Origin of the sequence: Pyrofollis japonicus, assembly GCF_033097485.1 — an archaeon.
GTDB lineage: Archaea > Thermoproteota > Thermoprotei_A > Sulfolobales > Pyrodictiaceae > Pyrofollis > Pyrofollis japonicus.
Genome location: NZ_AP028634.1, coordinates 673172 through 692650, shown reverse-complemented (window position 1 = coordinate 692650; position 19479 = coordinate 673172). Strand labels below are relative to the sequence as shown.

The following is a 19479-nucleotide window of genomic DNA, read 5'->3' as shown; positions in this document are numbered from 1 at the left end:
TGGCGCCCCACGGTCCTAGCCCTGGCTCTCTGTACACTTATAGGAGTCTGCTAGGCTGCTTGGCGGCTCCACCTTGCCCGGGTGGAGTATCGAGGCCAGCAAGTAGGCTGCATCAACTATTCCCGGCGAGGGGCGGTTGATCCTATCCGTCGCCTTCCCGTAGAGGACGCATATGTGTCCCTCACGGTATGCTTTGAGCTCTTTTAGCGGCGTGGTCTTGAAGAACTCAAGTGTCTTGTTATAGTCGCTCGGAGACATACCGGCAACTATCACGTAGTCGGGGTTCTTGGCAAGCATGTCTTCGAACCCGACCACTTGCCAGCCGTAGAGGCTGTGGAACGCGTTGCTCCCGCCAGCAAGCGTTATCAGTGTGTCCTGGAACGTCCCGCCGCCAGCAACCCATGCCCCGTTCTTCTCCAAGTAGACTACGAGGGCTACGCTCGGCCTAGTAGTGTTTGCTAATGCCTTCTCCAGCTCGGCTACCCGTTGCTGCATCTCCTTGATGACCTTGTCTGCTGCCTCCGGCTTACCGAGCAGCGATGCTATCGCTGATAGGTCCCAGTAGATGTCGTCCAGGCTCTTGGCCCTGCTACAGCGGAGGAAGAACACCTTGACACCCATACCCTCTAGCTGCTTGGCCATCCTCTCCTGCGAGGGCACCCCGCTACAGGCTAGAACCAGGTCAGGCTTCAAGGCCACCACCTTCTCTGTGCTAGGCTGCCAGTAGCCCCCAACAGTGACAACGTTCTTCGGCAACCCCTTCACAGTCTTAGAGAAGTCGTCTACGCCGACCAAGCGGTCGCAGAGCCCGAGCGAGCACACATCCTCGGTTATCGATGGCGCTAGGCTCACTACCCTAGCCGCGGGCTTCTCGAGGACAACTTTGCGGCCCAGAGCATCCACGAGCACTACCCTGGTAAGTGTACGCGTCTCCTTCTTCACCAGCGTCGTCGTTGCTGTCTTCTCGATCGTGCTTGTCTCGGTAAGGGTCTTAGATGCTGTGAGCGTGACGGGGCTTGTAACGGTAACGGTTCTGGTAGAGCCTTTGCCAATATAGTAGCCGGCTACAATACCGACGATGAGGAACAGTATGGCTAGTGTTGCGGCGAGGACCTGGCCACGCATAACCCGGTCACCAAGTAACGCTTAGAAGCTGGCCCCGGGGTCCAGGATAAAACTCTTCTTCAGCAATAAGGGAGCGGCATGGAAACCCTTTACTACACGCCGGTTGCGAGACTAGAGGAAACACGGGCTATGAGGAAATGTAGCAAAGCGGAGAACCCTGGAAAGGCTCAGTGAAGACGCCGGCGACGCCGAGCCCCATCACTTTCCCGGGGACAAGCGTTATGGGCCCGAGCCAACTGTTCTCTAAGACTATGGCTTACAGATCATTTTTGCGGCCTTACATGCCTCCCGGTATCCTGGGTCACGCTTGGCTAGCTCGCTGTATATCCTCCTCATATTCTCTTGCACTGGCAACAATAAGTCATCCTCCGTGAACTTGAACACTGCGTAACTTATACCGCCCACCGGCTCCAGCTTCTTCAGCTCCTTGGCTAGGCCTACTGCCTGCATCTCCTCGGTGATCTCCAACCCTTTGGCCTCCTCTTCGAACATGTGCTTAATCATGGAGAACGGCAGGAAGAGCCATGCAAGTCTAGCGCCAAGGCTTATCTTGGGGGTCTTCGGCCTGGCTGGCTTCCGCCCAGCAATCTCCTCTAGCTCGCCGAGCTGCTCAGAGATGCTTACGCGTGGCTCAAGCCTACAACCATTACCCCTAACTCCCTCGACATAGCTGATGGGGTGGACTAGGAGGACTGTTCGGAAACGCTTCTCTAGGAACGGCCAGAAGAACGCGTCGATCCCTACTACGCGGTCTCCCAGCCTAGCAAGATTAAAGGGCACTAGGACCTCTCTTGCCAACCCACTACAGCCCCTTGGAAAATAAGGAGGGGCAACCCCCTTATTCATACTACTCTCGAAGACCAGTCGCGATTACTTGTTCAGCGGGAGGCGAGTTTGGCCACGTTGCTGTAAACGGTGCCGTAGCCCTCTAGGTGAACAGTAACTATGACGGCTAAGGGCTTCTCGTCCTCCGGCGTATATACCGATACGTGGAGCCTCGCCTCTTCACCGGGCACGACTATGCTGTCACCGTACCACATGTACTCTATGCCGCCGATGATACCCTTCTCCGCCCTAAGCCACATAGTACTGTTATTGCCTAGCGCCACCTTCACGTAGACATCAACACCCTCTATTGGTGCTGGATGAGCAAGCCTGCTCCCATCAATAATAGCGTCGAATCCGAGCATCCACACGGTTACGTTCTGCCTCCCAATCGGATGAGTAATTGTGGTTAGCCTAGGTGGCTCAGTCACAGCGATCTTTATACCTATGCTGGAGGCGGCAGACTTGCTTGAAGCCGCTAAGATCGTGACAACGAAGATAGCTACTGCTGCAATACCTATAGTGTAGAGGAGGACTCTTCTCTTCAGGAAGTCCCACCTCTCGGGATCTGTTAAGGTGTATAGATGCCTATATAGTTTTATATCGTGAAGAGCGTCTATGCCTGGATGGGGTTGGAGCAGAGCTGCCATACACCCTTGGGTGCAGAGAGGGAAACGTTTTACCCCCTAAATAGTGTATGGTGTTTCACTGGGAACCGGCATTGGCGAGTACTGAAGCTGTGCTTGAGAGCCCGGAGGCTAAGCTCACGGCTGCTACGGCCCTCGCCGCGGGCGTTGATGGCGTGGACATCGTTGTGGCTGCGCATGAGGGCCTGGTCTATAATGTTGAGGCAAAGAACCCGGAGCTGGAGCTGTATGCAGAGGAGCTGGCCTCACTCTCCGTCAGCTACCTAGAGGCTCCTCCAAGCCGCGCCTTGAACGCCAAGCCCTCCATAATTGTTGCCTCTCACATGGATAGAGCCCTCCTGATCGCAAACATAGGTGGCGGCTACACTCTTGCAGCCCTAGGCGACCCGCGCGCCATTAGCTCGCTCATAGAGCCTCTGAGCCGTATAATCAACGGCACACCGCTGCGGTGCCCGAAATGCGGCGCAAACGTAGAGGTGTTCACGCAGACTTGTCCGAGATGCGGCCGCAGAGTACCCTTCGGCATAGCTTCTTGCCCCTTCTGCGGCGCAGACCTATCGCTCAAGACCTGCCCTAATTGCGGCACCTCGTTAAGGCTTGTTGAGAACAGGCTCGAAGTAGTAGAGAAGCCTGAAACAGTCGAAGTTGCAGCCACGGCGCCTAGCGAAGAGAGGGCTAGAGCTGAGGAGAAGCCTCTGCGTCCAATACCTCCAAAGATTGGTGTTAGTGTTGCAAGCCTCGGCGCAGCAATATACTTCATACTAGTCTATGGATTCAAGCTACCCATGCTTGAGTCAACAATAGCAGGCATAGTCCCGATAGCTATAAGCTATATCCTCGGACTCGCAAGGAGGCTATAAGGAGCCGAACTTGTTGTACCACGGGTTTCGCCGAACTATTTACCGCTTTTAGAAGATCCTTGGAGTAATGTAGAGTTTGCATCTTCCTCTCTTGCTCACAAGGGTGCTCGCATCCACAGTTTTTCCATCGGCAGTCAGCATTGCGCACCCACTTGTATCGCAAAGTATGTTTATAACTAAGCCGTCATCAAGCCTACAGTTAGCATAGACAAGGTGATCAGGGCTCATATTGGCTAAGGTGTTACCCAGCGCCTCCGCTATGGAGGTGTTTTCAAATGTACGCGTCTCCTCCGACCTGAGTATCATCTTTACTAAGGTACCCACGTCCTTTAGCAGGGTTCTCAGCATTGCAAGCATTTGCTCGCTTATCTTGATCTCGCCGACTGGTTGCACTAGTGTTTCCGGTGCTTGCTCGGCCTCCTTCTCCGTGCCGAGCATTTTTCTAAGCTCACTCTGATCTATGGCTGCCTCCGGCTCTGATTCAAGATCTATTCCAATGTTTTCCTTACTGAGCTCAACTATCTCTGCGAACCCCTCTTTAGAATCAAGTACTCTTCCTAGGATCTTTAGCGCGTCTTTGCCCTTCATTATGGAGCCAGTGCCCTGTTCTCGCGCAATTATCGCGACCGGTTTTCCGTCAAGAAGCTCTATCTCGACATAGTAATCCGGTGTATTTATCTGTATGCGCCCAGTGAAACCCGTCTCCATATATTTCTCTAGAACCGTGCGAGGAGCCTCATTAAAAAACTCGTGGAATCTCAGCGTGCGGCCGCGGCTGAGGAACAGCATTACCTATGTGCCCTCTGGGCCTGCGAGGCTATAATGCTGCCTTTATCCTTTCCTTCTGCTTTTTCATCTCGTAGCGTATTCTTCCGAGGTATGCCCTCTTGTCAGCTATTACTGTGAATACTGCATCGCCCAGGTCCTCGAGGAGTACATAGTTGTTCGCGAATTCAAGCATAACCATGTCTAGGTTTCCGAGCTTTAGCTCGGAGCCTACTCGCTCAGATGCACCATAGACCGTGATTATCATCGCGGCTAGTGCGTCTGGGTCTATTTCCTCGCCTCCCGGGATAACCGCATCTATTACGAATCCGTCCTTGCTTATCACTGCCGCGCCGTTTACGCCTTGTATTCGCGTGAACTCAGATATTACCGAGCGTAATGGGGATGACAGAGCTGCTCACCTCCATATTCTACTACTTTATCCACGTTACCAGGAGAGGTAATAGAGTTTAAAGTATTTGTCCTTAAACCTGAAAACCTGAATCCTTGGACCACGTCGCCGGCGCCTCAAAGCCCCAATTGTAGTGTTTTTTGCTGTAGGGGAGAGGCCCTAGATATATTAATCATAATTCGTGCAGTTATCATAGTTAGGGATGTATTAATGAATAGTGCAAGTAATGATACTATGGAGGCGTTGATTAGAAATATTAATGAGAGGAAGATTACGCCACAACACGCATTCTTTGCCCTATACTTGGCTGCCGGGGCGTATACTGGCGTCCTAAACCAGGGCGCTATGAGCATGTTCGCGCGCTATGTCGCGCCTAGGCTCAAGCTCTACCTAGAAGGCCTTGGGTACAAGTTTCCGCAGTCCAGCGGTAACGACCCTGTCCAAGTGCTCGACGAGATAGTTACGACGCTCAACGAGGCTCTATCAATAAGCGATGAGGTAAAAGTAGTCCGGGAAGGTGAGGACAAGGTCTCGCTCATAGTGCTGGGGAACAAGTGCCGCTACTGCCCAAAGGGTGTCGGCTTAGCCGAGATACCGGGCACCCTATGCCCATTCCCATACCTCGTCGCGGAGCTCGCCAAGCTACACGGCATTGAGCTCGAGATCTTAAAGAGGCGCGAAGGCGGAAGAGTAAGCATACTTAGCAAGGAGAAGGGCTACTGCAAGACGGTCTTCCGGCTAAAGAAGTGAAGAATATTCCCGATAACTGTGCTGCCTCGCGACTTGCTGCCCTAGGCTTAGGGAAGCACGCCTAGCATTGGTACGCGGGTTATCCGAGAGTAGAGATATTGTACTATTTCCAGCGTTTTGCTTCTCGGCTCGGGGAGGTAGAGGCTGTCTTGGCCGGGCCCGAGATCGTTGGGAGACGTGTCCTCTGCCGTGGCCGTAGAATGGTTTTTGGCCAAATCATTGCACGCATAGGCGGCCGCGAGGTCGCGTTTGACGCTCTCCTCCACGGTGGCGCGGTGGTTGTTCTACCAGTCAACGAGAAGGGGGAGTTGCTGCTCGAGAAGCAGTTCCGCCCGGTTGTTGGCGAGTGGCTCATTGAGGCACCTGCGGGGACTATGGAGGAGGGGGAGGAGCCGGAGGAGACTGCTAGGAGGGAGCTCATCGAGGAAACCGGGTACGAGCCAGGGGAACTAGTCTACATGACCACGATATACCCCTCGCCGGGCACCTCGACCGAGCACATACACATCTATCTCGCGCGCAGCCTCAGGTTTGTCGGCGCTAGGCCGGAGCACGACGAGCTAATAGAGACCATGTGGGTGCCTCTCCCCAAGGCACTCGAGATGATAAGGAGCGGCGAGATAAAGGACGCGAAGACAATAATAGCCATCACGTTCTACAAGCTGTTTCACACTGATGCCGCGAATAAGCCGCTACATGGTTAGCAGGTTTATTGCGCAGCTTTTTTCGAGGCCCTACGCGCTAACTGTTCTGCCACCTCGGCTACATCTTCGGGTTCCAGTATTCTCAGACCTGGCGGCGGGGCCGCGTCTGCGCCGGAGAGGCATACTGCGCCAGCAAGGGCTGCACCGATTTTTCTAGCCCTCTCGTACGCGGCTATGAGGTCGCTTCGGCTACATGTACCCATTTTTACCTCGTAGGCTGCAATCGCGTACCTTGCCCGCTTATCCAGGACAACTATGTCTACGTCTCCCTCGCCTTGGGGCAGTATAGTGTAGGCCGGTACCCCGTCATGGTACTCGGCGAGCATCTCTGCTAGCGAGAATTGGAGTTCACGTGCATAGAGCGCTAGTACTGTGTCGCGCATAGTGCCCGGAGGCACCGGGTACTCGTCCACAGCGTGGCTCTCGGCGAGGCCATAGACTATTGCTAGGAGGGGTGATGAGTGCCTATAGTATATGCGCTTGCCCCTGGTCATCCACAGCCTCGTCTTCGTCACCAGGCCCATTGAGGCGAGCTTGTCCAGTACCCCCGTCACGGTCGAGGGACTTGGAGACTCTATGAGGCCGCGCTGATAAAGCAACGCTGCCAATGACTTGGAGTCCCAGACCCCGTCACCCAAGAGGCGGAGAACAGCATCGTATAGCCTTGTCAGCTTCCTCTCCTCCTCGGTGAAGACCTCGCCTACTAGGCCCGAGGCAACACTATAGAGCAGCCGTGCATTACTGGTTATCCAATCCCAGGGTGCTTCGCCCAATACGCCGGGCATCGATGTAAGCCACGGCTCTCTGAGCAGTAGAGCCCAAAGAACAGCCTCCCTGGCGCTGAGCCTCGGCAGGAGCGATACTACTACGTCGCTTAGATGGAGCAAGTCTATGCGCCATGGAGCCGCTAGCCCCAAGAGGGGACTATGCCTCGAGAATACCCGCTCAACAACACCAAGGCTCGAGGCAACCAAGATAAGCTGCCCGTTTGGATGTATCGAGGCAAGCATTTCCCACAGCGATTCCGGAAGCCTTTGAAACTCGTCAATAACCACTACATCTCCTCTTCGCAGACGCCCAGCTATCGCTCTAATTGCCTCCTCTATGCTCAAGAGCCTGGGCTCGCTCCCCCTTTCCTCAAAAACTATCGTGCTGTCTCTCGCCACAATGGAGTATATACTCCACTCGGCGAGCAGCCTCGTCATAAACGACTTGCCAGTCTTTCTCCTCCCATACAGGAGGAGCCACGACCCGCTACGGAGAAATCTCCGGAGCCCAAGGAACTCCCTCCTCCAAAGAATTATTCCCGCCAGAATATTCCACCCAGAATATTCTGAAGAGAAGAGCTGCTTCTTAAGCACTCTCCCGTATAGAGGGAGCGTTTGTTTTTGGAGCCACTTGTAAGGGAAAGGTTTAAATAGAACAGTCGTCGCAGGGGTTGTTGCTTGGTGTAGCCGATGCGCCAATGGCGATAGACCCCATAAAACTCCGTGCCCCACAAGTAGAGGAGATTGTGCCAAAGCATTGGTACAACATTGTGCCAGATCTCCCGGAGCCTGTTCCTCCTCCACGCAAACCAGACGGCTCCATAGTGAAGCCCGAGGAGCTTGAAGCAGTCTTCCCCAAAGAGCTGGTACGCCAAGAGACTAGCATGGAGCGCTACATAGCCATACCCGAGCCCGTCCGGCAAGCATACCTTGAGATCGGTAGGCCGACTCCCCTCCTAAGGGCTAGGAGGCTTGAGGAGAGACTAGGCACGCCAGCCAAGATATACTACAAGTACGAGGGGGTTATCCCGACGGGCTCCCACAAGGCTAACACGGCCATAGCACAGGCCTATATGGCGTCCCAGGAGGGCATTGAGAGGCTAACCACGGAGACTGGTGCAGGGCAGTGGGGAAGCGCACTAGCCCTAGCAGGCGCGCTCTTCGGGATAAAGGTCCGCGTCTACATGGTGCGCGTCAGCTATGAGCAGAAGCCCTACCGCCGCGTACTGATGCAGATCTACGGCGCAGAAGTGGTCCCGAGCCCGAGCAAGCTGACCAGCGTCGGCAGGAAGATACTGGAGGAGGACCCTGATAACCCGGGCAGCCTCGGAATAGCCATAAGCGAGGCAATCGAGGACGCCCTTACAAACCCCAACACGAAGTACTCGCTGGGCTCAGTGCTCAACGCAGTGCTCCTACACCAGACCGTTATTGGACAAGAGGCCATGAAGCAGTTGGAGCTGCTGGGAGAAGAGCCCCCGACACACCTGGTCGGCGCAGTCGGTGGTGGGAGCAACTTCGGAGGCTTCACTTACCCGTTCATAAAGGAGAAGCTCCGCGGCAAGCTAGACGCAGAGGTGATAGCTGTCGAGCCCAAGGCAGCGCCCTCGATGACTAAGGGCGTCTACGCATACGACTACGGCGACACGGCCGGGCTAACGCCTCTGATAAAGATGCATACTCTTGGCCACCGCTTCATACCGCCACCGATACACGCCGGGGGCTTACGCTACCACGGCGTAGCGCCAACGCTCAGCATACTGCTCAACCACGGCGTCGTGAAGCCAGTAGCGTATAAGCAGACAGAGGTGTTCGAGGCAGCTAGGTTCTTCGCCCAGGCAGAGGGCATCGTCCCGGCGCCAGAGAGCGCCCATGCAGTCAAAGCAGTGATAGACCTTGCTAGGGAGGCTAAGAAGAAGAACGAGAAGCGCATCATAGTGTTCAACCTGAGCGGCCACGGCCTACTAGACCTCAAGGGCTACGAGGACTACCTGGCAGGCAGGCTCGAGGATACCGAGCCGGAGAGCTTCGACCTATCGTACCTGCCGAAGGTGGAGGGCTGACCGCCTATTGTGGAGCCAAGGATACTCCTACTGCCGATCCGGGAGCTACGAGTACACGAAAAAGCCGACAAGCACCACGCACAGCGAATAGCCCACAGCATCGCCGCGGCGGGGCAAGTACTGAGACCGATAATAGTTGAGGAGAAGACGCTCACCATTATCGACGGGCATCACCGCTACACGGCGCTCCGCTTACTAGGCGCGACCCGGGCGCCAGTAGTACTAGCCAGGTACGGTGAGGACATAGAGGCGGTAAACCCGCCCACGAGGACGCTGACGGTACGCGCAGACAGCGCAGAAGAAGCGCTCTTGTTCCTCGCAGAGCTACTAGAAAAGAGCGTCCCGCGGGGCAGCGCCCGCCTAGAGCTAAGACACGCTGGGCTCAAACTAGTGCTCCACAGGGACAAGGTGCTCCTACACCATGCGCTAGCAAGGCTAGAGAACCAGGCACTAGGCCGCGGCGACAAAGCCTACAAGATAAGGGCAATAGCAGAGCCCCCCTCGCCAGCAGAGATACTAGGCGCGGCGGCAAGGAGCGAACAATACCCCATAAAGACGACAATACACGTCACGAGCCTCAAAAAGCTCGTCGCACCCACAAGGCTCAAGAACCTATTCTAGACGATGGCGGCGACAATAAAGGGGGGTACGGGGCACCGCCTAACAAGCATTTTTGACGCACCCAGTCCCTACCGTGTGTCTCTCTTCCCTGTGGAGCATCCGGCGGCGATTAACCACAGCTTATAACTCCTCGTCGCCGGCCCCCGGGGCTTCTAGATAAATGGGTCCTCACTGAAGAGAATCTGCGCGGCGGCAAGTATTGCGGCTAAGAGCAGTCCTCCTAGACCTTGGAGGCACGTTGATGATTGAGGAGGGTAGCGAGGGGCTCAGCAGGGAACTGGCTAGCTCGCTCGGCATAGATGCCCCTCTAAGCTACCTTGATGTTTACCACGGCTACGGTTTCCGCTACGCCGATATCTGTGAGACCAGCTTGGAGGCAGTCGCCTACTACTATGTCTCGCGGAGCAGGAAGAGAGTCGTAAGGCCAGAGGAGGCCCGCAAAACCTATCGCGACCTTGTACGCATCCTCGCAGCCAGCCTCAAGCCGATCCCCGGCGCCCTGGACGCGCTAAGAGAGATTAGAAGGCTCACGGACCGAGTAGTCATCGTCTCGAACGCCTCCTCCCAGGAGGCCATAGAGGAGGCTCTACGCCTCCACGGCTTCCTAGACCACGTCGACGCCGTGGTGACCAGCAGGCTCGTAGGCGTAAGGAAGCCCGACCCAAGAATATTCATCTACGCGCTAAGCCTCGTAGACGCAAAGCCAGGCGAGGCAATCCACATAGGCGACCGAGGCTACGAAGACATATGGGGAGCCAAGAACCTAGGCATAAAGACAATCCACATAGCAAGAAACACACCACCATCACCGATAGCAGACTACGTTGCAAACGATATAACCCAAGTCCCTACCATACTCGGCAAAATAGTGAACTCCTAGCTCCAAGACATCATATCATCTACGAGGCAGAACAACTTCTAGCTCCCAGCAATAACCTAGTGAAATACGGGTCCAGGCGTGGCAGTACTAGAAAGACTCTTAGGACTCATGAAAACTTATTATTATGAATTCGTGGATGCGCTAAAGGACTATGAGGCCGGGCAGGAACGCGTATATGCTGTTGAGAGGCTCGCCCAGCTAATAGCACGAACAGTACTTGATTTTGCTGCAGTACTAGCCGTGCGCGAGGCCGGAGAAAAGCCAGGAACCTATCGCGAAGCCGCAGCATGGCTAGCACGGAGGCTTAAGCTCAACAAGGACCTAGAAGACTTCTTGGTGGGACTGGCAGGCTTCCGCAACATACTGGTACACATGTACGCCGAGCTCAGAGAAGACTTAGAGCACCAAGCTTTTATAGAAATAGCTGAGAAAACCCCATACCTGTTGCAACGACTTGAGAAAGTAGCACAGAACGATCCATGCCTCAATGAGGTAGCTGAAAAGCTCAGGAAAATCGGCGAGGAGATAGGGGCACGCTACATCCTAGTATTTGGTTCTCTTGCGCGAAAAGGCTGTGGCAACGACGTTGACGTAGCCGTAAAGCTGGGCAAGAAGCCCCGGAGCGCCCTGGAGATAGGGAAAAAATACAGGCAGTACTAGAAGACGCACTACAAGCACCAGTGGACATAGTCATAATAGATGTCCTTGACGACCCGGTCCTCGGCGCAGTAATAGCAGAGGAAGCCGTGTTGGTCTACGGCGATGCAGCTGAAGCCGAGGAAGACAGAGCTAAGCTGCTTAGCAGATACCTAGACCACGTAGAACATGTGAAGAAGCTGAGGGCTCTAAAGGGCCATGTATAAGAGGCGTGGAGCTGCATGGGGCTCTATTGCGTTTGCTATGGCTTATTTAGGTACAACTAGTGAATACCATGGCCCGGTTAAGAGGGCAGAAAATACTCATGGAACACCTTTCTTCTCTAGAACATAGTGTAGGTACACCGCCTCTACGACTATAGTAATAAGTATGCCTAGGACAGAGAGCTTTGCGGGAGCACTAATTGATACAAATAGTTTAGCCTGAGGATCTATGCCCGTAGTTGCTACAATGTACTCTGTTACCCCTGGTACGGCATTCATTGGGCGAAATAGCATGAAGATCACGAAGAGCGTCTTGCCCAACGCCTCATTGATGAATGGTGAAAGGAACTCGACCAGTATAAAGGGTAGCACGAGTAGCAGTGTCGCTGCTACTATAACGTACTCGGCGAACCTGCCATGGTACGCGAACACTGCGCCAAGCAGCATGTATAGTAAGAGTTCTAGGACAAAGAGGCTAAGTGAAACAGCGCCGAGGAAGAGAGAGGGTCCGACTCCGCGGAAGCCTATCCACGCATTTATCCACGGAGCAAGGAGTATCGGTGACAAGGCAACGAAGCTTAGTACGGTGTAGAACAGGGCTTGGGACAAGGTATAGCTGGCTAATATTCTTCCGCGAGAGCCTCGCAGAGCAGCCATCACTGAGTAGACACCGCTTGAGAACAACTCATGCAACACACCAGTACACGTAATGGCAAAGAATAGTATAATGCTATGCAATAGAGTTGAGAGGCCGGAGGCGAGGAACCCAAGCCTATAATTAATCGCGTCGTAGGGAGCCATCACGGCTACCTTGTTGAGCTTGTCCAGGAGCTGAGGAGCTGCTTCCTTGGCGGCACTAATAACACTATACGGGTTTCCAGGATCCACATTGTATCCAGCGAAGCGGAGACTCACTATCAGTTCTTCTAAACCAGGCGGAGTCCAGTTAGCATAATAATAGTAGAGAGAAAGCATGGCAACCAAGGAGACAATTATGACGAGTAGCAGCCTAAGCCATCCATATAGTCTGAGAAACCTAATGTACAAGGAGCCGCCACCTAATTGGTAGCACTTATACTAGTTATGTACGCGTACAATGCATCCGTGTTCGAGAATAAATCAACACCATGGACACGTTGATTCTCGCCTAGCTTCTCCTCGCTTACAATAAGGCAATAATCACCTACATGTATGGCTGCGGTGCCTCTGTCCGCTATCCTGCTACACATGCTGCTAGGCCCCAGGTAGAACCTATACCTTTCAACCTCATGCCTAAGCTCATCCACCGGTTTCATGTAGAGGTGTCCATCTCGTAGGGCGGCAACATGAGTAGCTTCTTGCACCATGTACCCGTCAACGACGTGGCTGGCAAGCATCATTACGCTGACTCCCTTCTCCTCGCGATACTCTAGGAGAATCCCCCAGAGTTTCCTGCGAGAAAAAGAGTCAAGATTAGCAAAGGGCTCATCCACGAGAATACAGCCGATCCTATCCCTCCAAGCGGCAGCTAGTACTGAGGAGATGAAGAGCTTCCTAGCCTCACCCATGGAGCATCTTCTAAAACTCTTCCTTAGAATCTCGTAGACCCCAAGCTCTTTAGCCAACTTAGCCAAGAATTCATGATCACAATCCCCGATGACCTCGCAGAGGTCGAAAGCGTTGACAAAGCTTCGCCTAGGCACGGTCTCCGGCACGTACACTTTGCGTGACCCACACGAGGCCTCCCCCTTATCGGGAACAAGCAGGCCAGCAACTACCCGGAGAAGAGTAGACTTACCACTACCATTCGGCCCAACAAGGAGTACAACACCCCTGCTCAGAGCAAGGCTTACATCGCCCAGAACTACTTTGCCGCTATACTTCTTCACGACACCTTGTAGGCGAAGCATATCGTCTACCTCCTCATATATAGTACAAGGTATATTGCTAAGATAAATAAAATGATTAAACTAAAAATAAGAAAATGCAAATAGCTAGAAGAATCGTACCTAGACACCGGAGGAGCCTCTACCTCTATAACACCACATTTATGCGGATAAATGAACCAAGCATACTGGCCAATAGTTACAACCCCTTTATTGGTAAAGACCTTCTCATCAACATCTATCGTGTAATTACCGCTCTTCACAGTCTGAAAAGTCAAAAAGAGCTCATAAGCAGAACAATTACACTTATCGAACACTATCTTAACAAACCCGGTCTCATTTGTGTAATTTAGTTCAATATGCTTCGGCCTACTAGTGTTTGAAACAATAAGAGCCTTCAAGGGCCTCATATAAGGTGCCTTAATAATTATCATCAACGGCAATGAAAGCATACTACCAAGACTATCACTATTACTAGATACGCTACTATTCGCTACAAGCACACGAAGAGTAAACCTCTCACCCAGAGTTTTGAAACCTAAGAGACTACCCGTAGTTGTAACGACTACGCGGGGAAGACCCAGGCTAGAGGGCAGATAATAAGCACACACTTTCTTTAAAAGAGACACATTACCCGGAAGATAGAACATCTTTCCAGCTATCTCAGAAATACAACTGCCCATATAGCTATTTGAACTATAGTTCACATATATGCCGACCGGCCCAATTTTTCTTAAAATAGAAATAACTGGATCCATTTCCAAAATATCGTAGAAGCTTATATTATCTAGACATTTCCCGTCATTATTTATTATCCCCGTTATTACTGCCCTATCTATATTGCTAAATATATTATATTCAAATGATAGGTAGCAAAGACTATTTTCATTCAAGTATAAAGTTATCTTGCTTGTAACGTTAATATCAAGTATAGATTGAATTACTTTGTATAATTGATCTGAAATATTATATTTTTCTAGAATATTTATATTCTTTTTATCTATATTTATTATCTTTTTACATTTCTTCACATCTTTACTATAGTATACATATACACCAATGTATCCATATTTATTTATAACGAGCAAGCTATGAATATATTTTCCAGTGGTTGCATCGCTAATCACAACATAAGAATTGCTAGCAAATACAAGTAGAAAGAATGCAAACAGTATTGATATTGCTAGAAAAGATGGATTCATGTCTGCCCCCACATGCTATTACTCACTAAGCCTCAGCGTGTACTTCATATGTGGATATCCTAGATATAATTACCTATATAGTTATGGTTCAATACTGCTGCTATCAGCATCACTTGCTTCAATTCAACTATTAATACAAGTATTCTCAAGTATCAAGATCGCGCAACGACTCATCCAAAGTTTTTCACTCAATGTACTGCTCTAATCAATTATCAATTCCGAAAGTATGATTTTCTTTAATTATATTTTTCCTTTAAGTCCTTTAAGGTATCTATGCAGAGGAACTATCTTGGCTAGTTTTCGCGCGGTTTTTCTCAATTTTCTCTTCGATTGTTTTCACGAGTTTTTCTATTTCCTCTATCGCGTCTTCTACATGCTCCTTGCTGCACCATCCTTCGTAGAAACAGACATGCATTGCCGTTGCGTGTGCCCATGCATTGCTAACCCATTCTCCTAGCTCTTTGCGCAGTACTAGGGTGTATCTCCAAAGTTCTCCGTGGCTCGTAAGCCTTTTCCCTTCTCTCCAGGCCGCGTATGCCTTAACTGCTAGTGCTGCTGCCCCCCAGGCCTTTTCCGCGGCCTGCCTCACATCTCCTCTTTTCAGTTCTTCGCAGGCTTGTTCTAGGAGTTCTCGCGCAGCCTCAATGTACTCAAGCGCCCTTTCCGGCGGATCCAGGCCCTGCGCAACAAGCTCTACAAGATACTCCTCCAGCCCCATACCCTGCTTCTCAGCCTCTCGGCGGAGACGTTGAGCAATGCTACGAGGTAGCCGGATGGTCTCTGATAGAGCCAAAGTCGAAACCACCACTTGGTATTATTTCTATAGCTGAAGCTTTTAAGCTAGAAAGATGGCCGACGTTGATGCGGGATCCTTGGCCTCTAAAATAGCAGGCATTATTCGCGCCTAGTACAAGTGGCGCCAGTTACTATTTCGCTGACGATAGCAAGGGGCTAATCTCCAAGCTGATATCCTAGGCTCTCAGCGCTATTATCGAGGCAAGTAGTATAGCTTGCTTAATCCTAGGTGTCTTGGGGTAGGGGGTAGCTCTGAAAAGCAGTGATCAAACCCAGTATTAACCATTGCTAGATTTCCCCTCTATTATTGGTCTGATATGATATGTCTGGAAGGGTTTTGTTAGCCGTACTTGTCTTCGCTGTACTTGTTGCCGGAATTGTTTTCTCTGTCCCAGTGTTCGCGGAGACTCATAAGGCTAAGTGGACTATCCTCGTCTACATTGATGCCGATAATAATTTGGAGCCGAATGCTTTTCTCGACGTAGAGGAGTTGGAGAAGATTGGCTCGACACAGGACATCAAGGTAGTCTTTATCCTTGACCGCTCGCCGAAGAACTATGAGGCCCAGGCGGCTGCCTACATACCGGGTATTGAGGCTTATGGTGATTGGAGTGGTACTCGTATCTACCTTGCGGCGCGGCACCCGGGGCCTGGTATAGGGTCTAAGCTGCTCAAGGATCTCGGAGAAGTTGATATGGGTGACCCTTCTACTCTTCGCGCCTTCGTAGAGTATGCTGTGGAGATGTTTCCTGCTGAGCACTATATGCTGGTCCTCTGGAACCATGGCAGCGGGTTCGGGGTGGCATACGACGATTCTAGTGGCGGCGATGGCCTTACGCTTGACGAGCTGAGGAGTGTTCTCGAGCAGCTGGGGGCTGAGGGGATAAGGTTCGACATAGTTGGCTTCGATGCCTGCCTCATGGCGACTCTTGAGACTCTTAGCAGTGTCGCTGGCCTCACTGACTACGTTGTTGCTTCGGAGGAGCTTGAGCCGGGCTACGGGTGGCCCTTGGACTCTATGCTCGAGATCCTCGTCTCTAACCCGAGTATTTCTCCAAGGGAGCTGCTCGCTGGCCTCGTCAAGGCTTATGGGGAGTTCTACGAGTCGCGGGGCATGATGGATACCACTCTCTCTGCCTTCGACATGAGGGAGCTGAGCCGCCGAGACATCGTTGAAGGCGTGAAGTCCTTGGCGGCCTTCACCCTTCAGCATCCTAGCGTAATGCAGGCGGTGAGGAGCCGCATCGACGAGTACGGCGCCCTGGAGGACACGGGGGGCGTGACTGTCGACTATGTCCAGTTGGTGAGAGAGGCTGCCAAGCACGGGCTCAGCGGAGCAGCGGTGGCGCTGGCTGATAAGCTTGTGGAGGCTAGGATTGCAAACTATGCTGGCCCAGGCAAGGCTGAGAGCAACGGGGTAGCAATATTCTATCCCCGGAAGAACCTCGTGGAGGCGTACAATAGGCTCACCTCATTCGGCTCGGAGACGGGATGGTCCAAGGCACTCGCTGTGGCTGTGAACATTGAGCCAGAGATATCCGAGAACCCCTCGGTGAGCGGAGACGTAGAGACGAGCAATGCTGCCGCGGCTGGCGAGGGGGCTTCCCTGGTCTCCGCCCTCGGCAGGCTGAACATCGATAAGAGGCCCGGGGACGAGCTAGTAGCAGTGCTTGCAGCAGAGGGCCAGGATGCTGACGGCTCCGTAATGGTGGCCTCCTATGTGGCTGTCGGGCTACGCGACGGGAGGCTCGTGAAGCTGGTCGACAAGGTTGTCGAGAAGGCTGAGAATCCAGAGGACTTCCTTCTCCCTGTGCTTGCCACCAGCTACGACGCTGACCGGGACGGCGTTGAGGACGTCTATGTAGCCGACCAGCTCTACTTGGGTAGCGACGGCATACCCGAGACCCACGTCTTCCGCATAAACCCCTCGACAGGCAAGGTCGTTGTGACTGGTAGCATAGGTTTCTTCGAGGTCTCGGGGCTAGCAGTGGCAGACCTCGACGGGGATGGCCACGCAGAGCTTGTCGTGGCTGGTACTCGTTACGAGGTAGACAACGAGGGCTACCTTACCGACGTCTATGGCGCCATCTACGTGGTCGATGCGGTCACGTTCAACCTCGTAGGCAAGTTTAAGGTGTCGAGCGGGCAGGAAGGAGTACTTACCTCGATAAGCGGGGTAGCTGTTGTAAATGCTAGTGGCCGCCTATACCTAGCCGTGGGAGTCAACCACTACGATACAGAGCTTAGCCCGTTGCCAGACATGGACACTGTGTACGTATACCGGTATAGGGGCAACAAGCTAGACACCGTGATGCACATACCCTATAGCTCTAACGACCTCGATGCAGGCGACGTGACCGGCGACGGCGCGCCAGAACTCATAGCGGCTAGTAGCCAGGAGTGCAGCGCAACAATCTTCACCATAGACGTTGGCCGCGCACGGTACGGCGAGTACGCTACAATACAGTTCCCGGCAAGTATTTGCGACACTGTGCAGTCTGTCAGCGTCTTCGACCTAGACGGCGACGGAGTCAACGAGGCAATATTCATGCTCGGCGTACTGGACGAGGAAGGAGTCCTCGACGACCTCAATATGAGGGTGTTCAGCTTCGTTGATAGGCCTAGGCTCGAGCTGCGCCTAGACCACTTGTTCACAGGGAGCACTGCCAAGATCCCCCTAGCCCTCGACATGGACGGTGATGGCAGGCTAGAGGTGGCGTACGTGGCGTTCCAGGGCAAGGGCCTACGGGTAGAGCTTCACAGTGTAACGAACTATGTTGAGACAAAGGGCTCTCTGCGCGGAAGAGTCGTGGACGAGAATGGCCAAGGAGTACCAGACGCTACTGTGACCGTCTCCGTGCCGAGGCAGAGCAAGGTCTACACCACGGTAACGGACGACAAGGGCTCATTCGAGCTGAGAAACATCCCTGCCACCACGTACGAGGTACTAGCAGTGACCCCCAGCGGCGAAGTAGGGCTCACAAGCGCCTCCGTGAAGCCGGGCAAGACTAGCCAGGTCACAGTAAGGGTTTCAAAACTACAACAAAGCAGCGAAGGCGAGGAGACAACCACGACCACGACAAGCACGGAGACCGCAACAACCAGTACAGCATCCCCAACGAGCACGACGACCACGAGCCAGGAACCGACAACCACCACACATACAACCACGCATACACAGACAACGACCACCCACACCACACAAACAGGCACAACAGCCTCGCCGACAACCAGCAGCCAACAAACAAGCACCGCAGGTCGAGAAACAACTACTAGGACAAGCACTCACGGCGACATGAGCCTCACACTGCCAATACCCATAACCACGCAGAGCACAGCCACCGGCAAGGAGACAAGCAGAACAAGCGAATCGCAATCAACAACCGAGGAGGCTTCAACACAGAGCACGGAAACGATTACTCCGAGCACAAGCCCCGCATCACCGGCAAGGAGGAGCAGCGGGAAAACCTACTACGTGCTCCCAGCCATAGCACTGGCTGCCGCAATAGCGTACATAGCTATCCGTAGGAAGGAGGCAGCGCCGCCAGCTCCTCCACCGCCTCCGCCAGCCTAGGTTCTTTCCCGTATCACCCAAAGCAGCGCATGGAGAAGAATAGGAGGTGTTAGTCCGCGTGCCTAGCTCCAAGTACTTGAAGCTCGTCGGGCTCAAAGTCTACGATCTGGACGCGAGATACATAGGCACAGTAACCGATATAGGCTTGATGAGCAAGGAGGAAGGAGACCTCCAACTATACCTAGTTGTCTCGAAGGGCTCCGAGAACATGGCTATACCGGTAAAATCCATACACTCCGTGGGGGACATTATATTGTTGAGAGAAGGCTATGAGGCTGAAGCGATAGAGCAGCAGGCCAGCGCCCCGGGAATCAGCACAGCCGTCTCCGCAGAGCCAAGCACTGTCACTGCACACGCTGAGGCACTGAACAGCCCAAGGGTGCAATCAGGAGCCGAGAAGCATGTTATTCCTAGATGCCCTAGCTGTGGCTCCGCACTGATCTACGAGCCGCGGAAGAAGCAATGGTATTGTCCACGGTGCAAGAAGTACGTCAAGATACCCGCCGAGGTTGAGGCAAAGGTGCCCCGTTGCCCTAGCTGCGGTCTACCACTGTCATACATAGAGGAGTATGGGAAGTGGTACTGCTATAACTGCAGGAGGTACGTTGACGTTGAGTAGGAGTGGCGAGAGCGGCTCAGAGATAGAGATACCTAGCGAGCTAGTAGACTTTATCGAGGAGGTTACTGGGCTCCCGAGGAAGACTATTGAGAAGGTGCTCTGGGCTGAGCGCCAGTACTACATGATGCTAGTATCATGAATACTT

General features: G+C 53.0%; 21 protein-coding genes. 11 read left to right on the top strand and 10 right to left on the bottom strand.

Annotated features, from left to right (window positions below; genetic code table 11):
• Positions 1 to 15: 15 nt before the first annotated feature.
• The 3 genes from SBG41_RS03475 to SBG41_RS03465 all read right to left on the bottom strand — a co-directional run bounded on the left by SBG41_RS03475 (position 16) and on the right by SBG41_RS03465 (position 2600).
• Entirely contained in the window at positions 16 to 1125 is a 1110-nt protein-coding gene (locus tag SBG41_RS03475; RefSeq protein ID WP_317896158.1) for an ABC transporter substrate-binding protein, read from the bottom strand.
• Between the two features lie 249 nt (positions 1126 to 1374).
• On the bottom strand, positions 1375 to 1923 hold the full coding sequence (locus SBG41_RS03470; protein WP_317896157.1) for a hypothetical protein: 549 nt from the start codon (positions 1921 to 1923) through the stop codon (positions 1375 to 1377).
• An 80-nt stretch (positions 1924 to 2003) separates the two neighbouring features.
• On the bottom strand, positions 2004 to 2600 hold the full coding sequence (locus SBG41_RS03465) for a hypothetical protein (RefSeq protein ID WP_317896156.1): 597 nt from the start codon (positions 2598 to 2600) through the stop codon (positions 2004 to 2006).
• Between the two features lie 71 nt (positions 2601 to 2671).
• Between SBG41_RS03465 and SBG41_RS03460 the strand changes: the two genes are divergently transcribed.
• The gene (locus SBG41_RS03460) at positions 2672 to 3457 is read left to right on the top strand and encodes a zinc ribbon domain-containing protein (protein WP_317896155.1); all 786 of its coding nucleotides are present in this window, start codon (positions 2672 to 2674) and stop codon (positions 3455 to 3457) included.
• 48 nt (positions 3458 to 3505) lie between these two features.
• Here SBG41_RS03460 and SBG41_RS03455 read toward each other — a convergent pair whose 3' ends face one another.
• Both SBG41_RS03455 and SBG41_RS03450 read right to left on the bottom strand, forming a co-directional pair.
• Complete coding sequence (locus tag SBG41_RS03455; RefSeq protein ID WP_317896154.1) at positions 3506 to 4246, bottom strand: hypothetical protein; 741 nt, start codon at positions 4244 to 4246, stop codon at positions 3506 to 3508.
• Positions 4247 to 4274: 28 nt separating this feature from the next.
• Positions 4275 to 4610, bottom strand: coding sequence for a roadblock/LC7 domain-containing protein (locus SBG41_RS03450; protein ID WP_317896489.1), 336 nt, complete (start codon positions 4608 to 4610; stop codon positions 4275 to 4277).
• Between the two features lie 234 nt (positions 4611 to 4844).
• Here SBG41_RS03450 and SBG41_RS03445 point away from each other — a divergent pair, with 234 nt between their 5' ends.
• Both SBG41_RS03445 and SBG41_RS03440 read left to right on the top strand, forming a co-directional pair.
• Positions 4845 to 5384, top strand: coding sequence for a hypothetical protein (locus SBG41_RS03445; protein WP_317896153.1), 540 nt, complete (start codon positions 4845 to 4847; stop codon positions 5382 to 5384).
• 149 nt (positions 5385 to 5533) lie between these two features.
• Positions 5534 to 6088 carry an NUDIX hydrolase gene (locus tag SBG41_RS03440; protein WP_317896152.1) on the top strand — a complete coding sequence of 185 codons (555 nt, stop codon included), beginning with the start codon at positions 5534 to 5536 and terminating at the stop codon, positions 6086 to 6088.
• Between the two features lie 5 nt (positions 6089 to 6093).
• Here the strand turns inward: SBG41_RS03440 and SBG41_RS03435 are convergent, their stop codons facing one another.
• A complete protein-coding gene (locus SBG41_RS03435) occupies positions 6094 to 7554 on the bottom strand; it encodes an ATP-binding protein (protein WP_317896151.1) in 1461 nt (486 codons plus the stop codon).
• Between SBG41_RS03435 and SBG41_RS03430 the strand changes: the two genes are divergently transcribed.
• The 5 genes from SBG41_RS03430 to SBG41_RS03410 all read left to right on the top strand — a co-directional run bounded on the left by SBG41_RS03430 (position 7554) and on the right by SBG41_RS03410 (position 11282).
• The gene (locus SBG41_RS03430) at positions 7554 to 8918 is read left to right on the top strand and encodes a TrpB-like pyridoxal phosphate-dependent enzyme (RefSeq protein WP_317896150.1); all 1365 of its coding nucleotides are present in this window, start codon (positions 7554 to 7556) and stop codon (positions 8916 to 8918) included. The two genes, SBG41_RS03435 and SBG41_RS03430, sit on opposite strands and share 1 nt — an antisense overlap.
• Before the next feature lie 9 nt (positions 8919 to 8927).
• Positions 8928 to 9539, top strand: a complete 612-nt coding sequence (locus SBG41_RS03425) for a ParB N-terminal domain-containing protein (protein WP_317896149.1) — start codon at positions 8928 to 8930, stop codon at positions 9537 to 9539.
• A gap of 199 nt (positions 9540 to 9738) precedes the next feature.
• Positions 9739 to 10419 carry an HAD family hydrolase gene (locus tag SBG41_RS03420; RefSeq protein WP_317896148.1) on the top strand — a complete coding sequence of 227 codons (681 nt, stop codon included), beginning with the start codon at positions 9739 to 9741 and terminating at the stop codon, positions 10417 to 10419.
• Positions 10420 to 10497: 78 nt separating this feature from the next.
• Positions 10498 to 11079, top strand: coding sequence for a DUF86 domain-containing protein (locus tag SBG41_RS03415; RefSeq protein ID WP_317896147.1), 582 nt, complete (start codon positions 10498 to 10500; stop codon positions 11077 to 11079).
• A gap of 20 nt (positions 11080 to 11099) precedes the next feature.
• A complete protein-coding gene (locus SBG41_RS03410) occupies positions 11100 to 11282 on the top strand; it encodes a hypothetical protein (protein WP_317896146.1) in 183 nt (60 codons plus the stop codon).
• A 96-nt stretch (positions 11283 to 11378) separates the two neighbouring features.
• On the opposite strand, the gene SBG41_RS03405 is transcribed toward SBG41_RS03410, so the two are convergent.
• The 4 genes from SBG41_RS03405 to SBG41_RS03390 form a co-directional block, all read right to left on the bottom strand.
• Positions 11379 to 12326, bottom strand: a complete 948-nt coding sequence (locus tag SBG41_RS03405) for a hypothetical protein (protein WP_317896145.1) — start codon at positions 12324 to 12326, stop codon at positions 11379 to 11381.
• An 11-nt stretch (positions 12327 to 12337) separates the two neighbouring features.
• Complete coding sequence (locus SBG41_RS03400; protein WP_317896144.1) at positions 12338 to 13168, bottom strand: ATP-binding cassette domain-containing protein; 831 nt, start codon at positions 13166 to 13168, stop codon at positions 12338 to 12340.
• Between the two features lie 5 nt (positions 13169 to 13173).
• Positions 13174 to 14346 (bottom strand): hypothetical protein, encoded by a 1173-nt coding sequence (locus tag SBG41_RS03395; RefSeq protein WP_317896143.1) that lies wholly within the window; start codon positions 14344 to 14346, stop codon positions 13174 to 13176.
• A 271-nt stretch (positions 14347 to 14617) separates the two neighbouring features.
• On the bottom strand, positions 14618 to 15139 hold the full coding sequence (locus SBG41_RS03390; protein WP_317896142.1) for a PaREP1 family protein: 522 nt from the start codon (positions 15137 to 15139) through the stop codon (positions 14618 to 14620).
• A gap of 324 nt (positions 15140 to 15463) precedes the next feature.
• Here SBG41_RS03390 and SBG41_RS03385 point away from each other — a divergent pair, with 324 nt between their 5' ends.
• Genes SBG41_RS03385 through SBG41_RS03375 form a run of 3 tightly spaced genes read left to right on the top strand, consistent with a single transcriptional unit; the run spans position 15464 to position 19473 of the window.
• Positions 15464 to 18715, top strand: coding sequence for a clostripain-related cysteine peptidase (locus SBG41_RS03385; protein WP_317896141.1), 3252 nt, complete (start codon positions 15464 to 15466; stop codon positions 18713 to 18715).
• Between the two features lie 58 nt (positions 18716 to 18773).
• A complete protein-coding gene (locus tag SBG41_RS03380) occupies positions 18774 to 19334 on the top strand; it encodes a YfgJ family double zinc ribbon protein (protein WP_317896140.1) in 561 nt (186 codons plus the stop codon).
• Complete coding sequence (locus SBG41_RS03375) at positions 19327 to 19473, top strand: hypothetical protein (RefSeq protein ID WP_317896139.1); 147 nt, start codon at positions 19327 to 19329, stop codon at positions 19471 to 19473. The genes SBG41_RS03380 and SBG41_RS03375 overlap by 8 nt, the downstream gene beginning before the upstream one ends.
• Positions 19474 to 19479 lie beyond the last annotated feature (6 nt).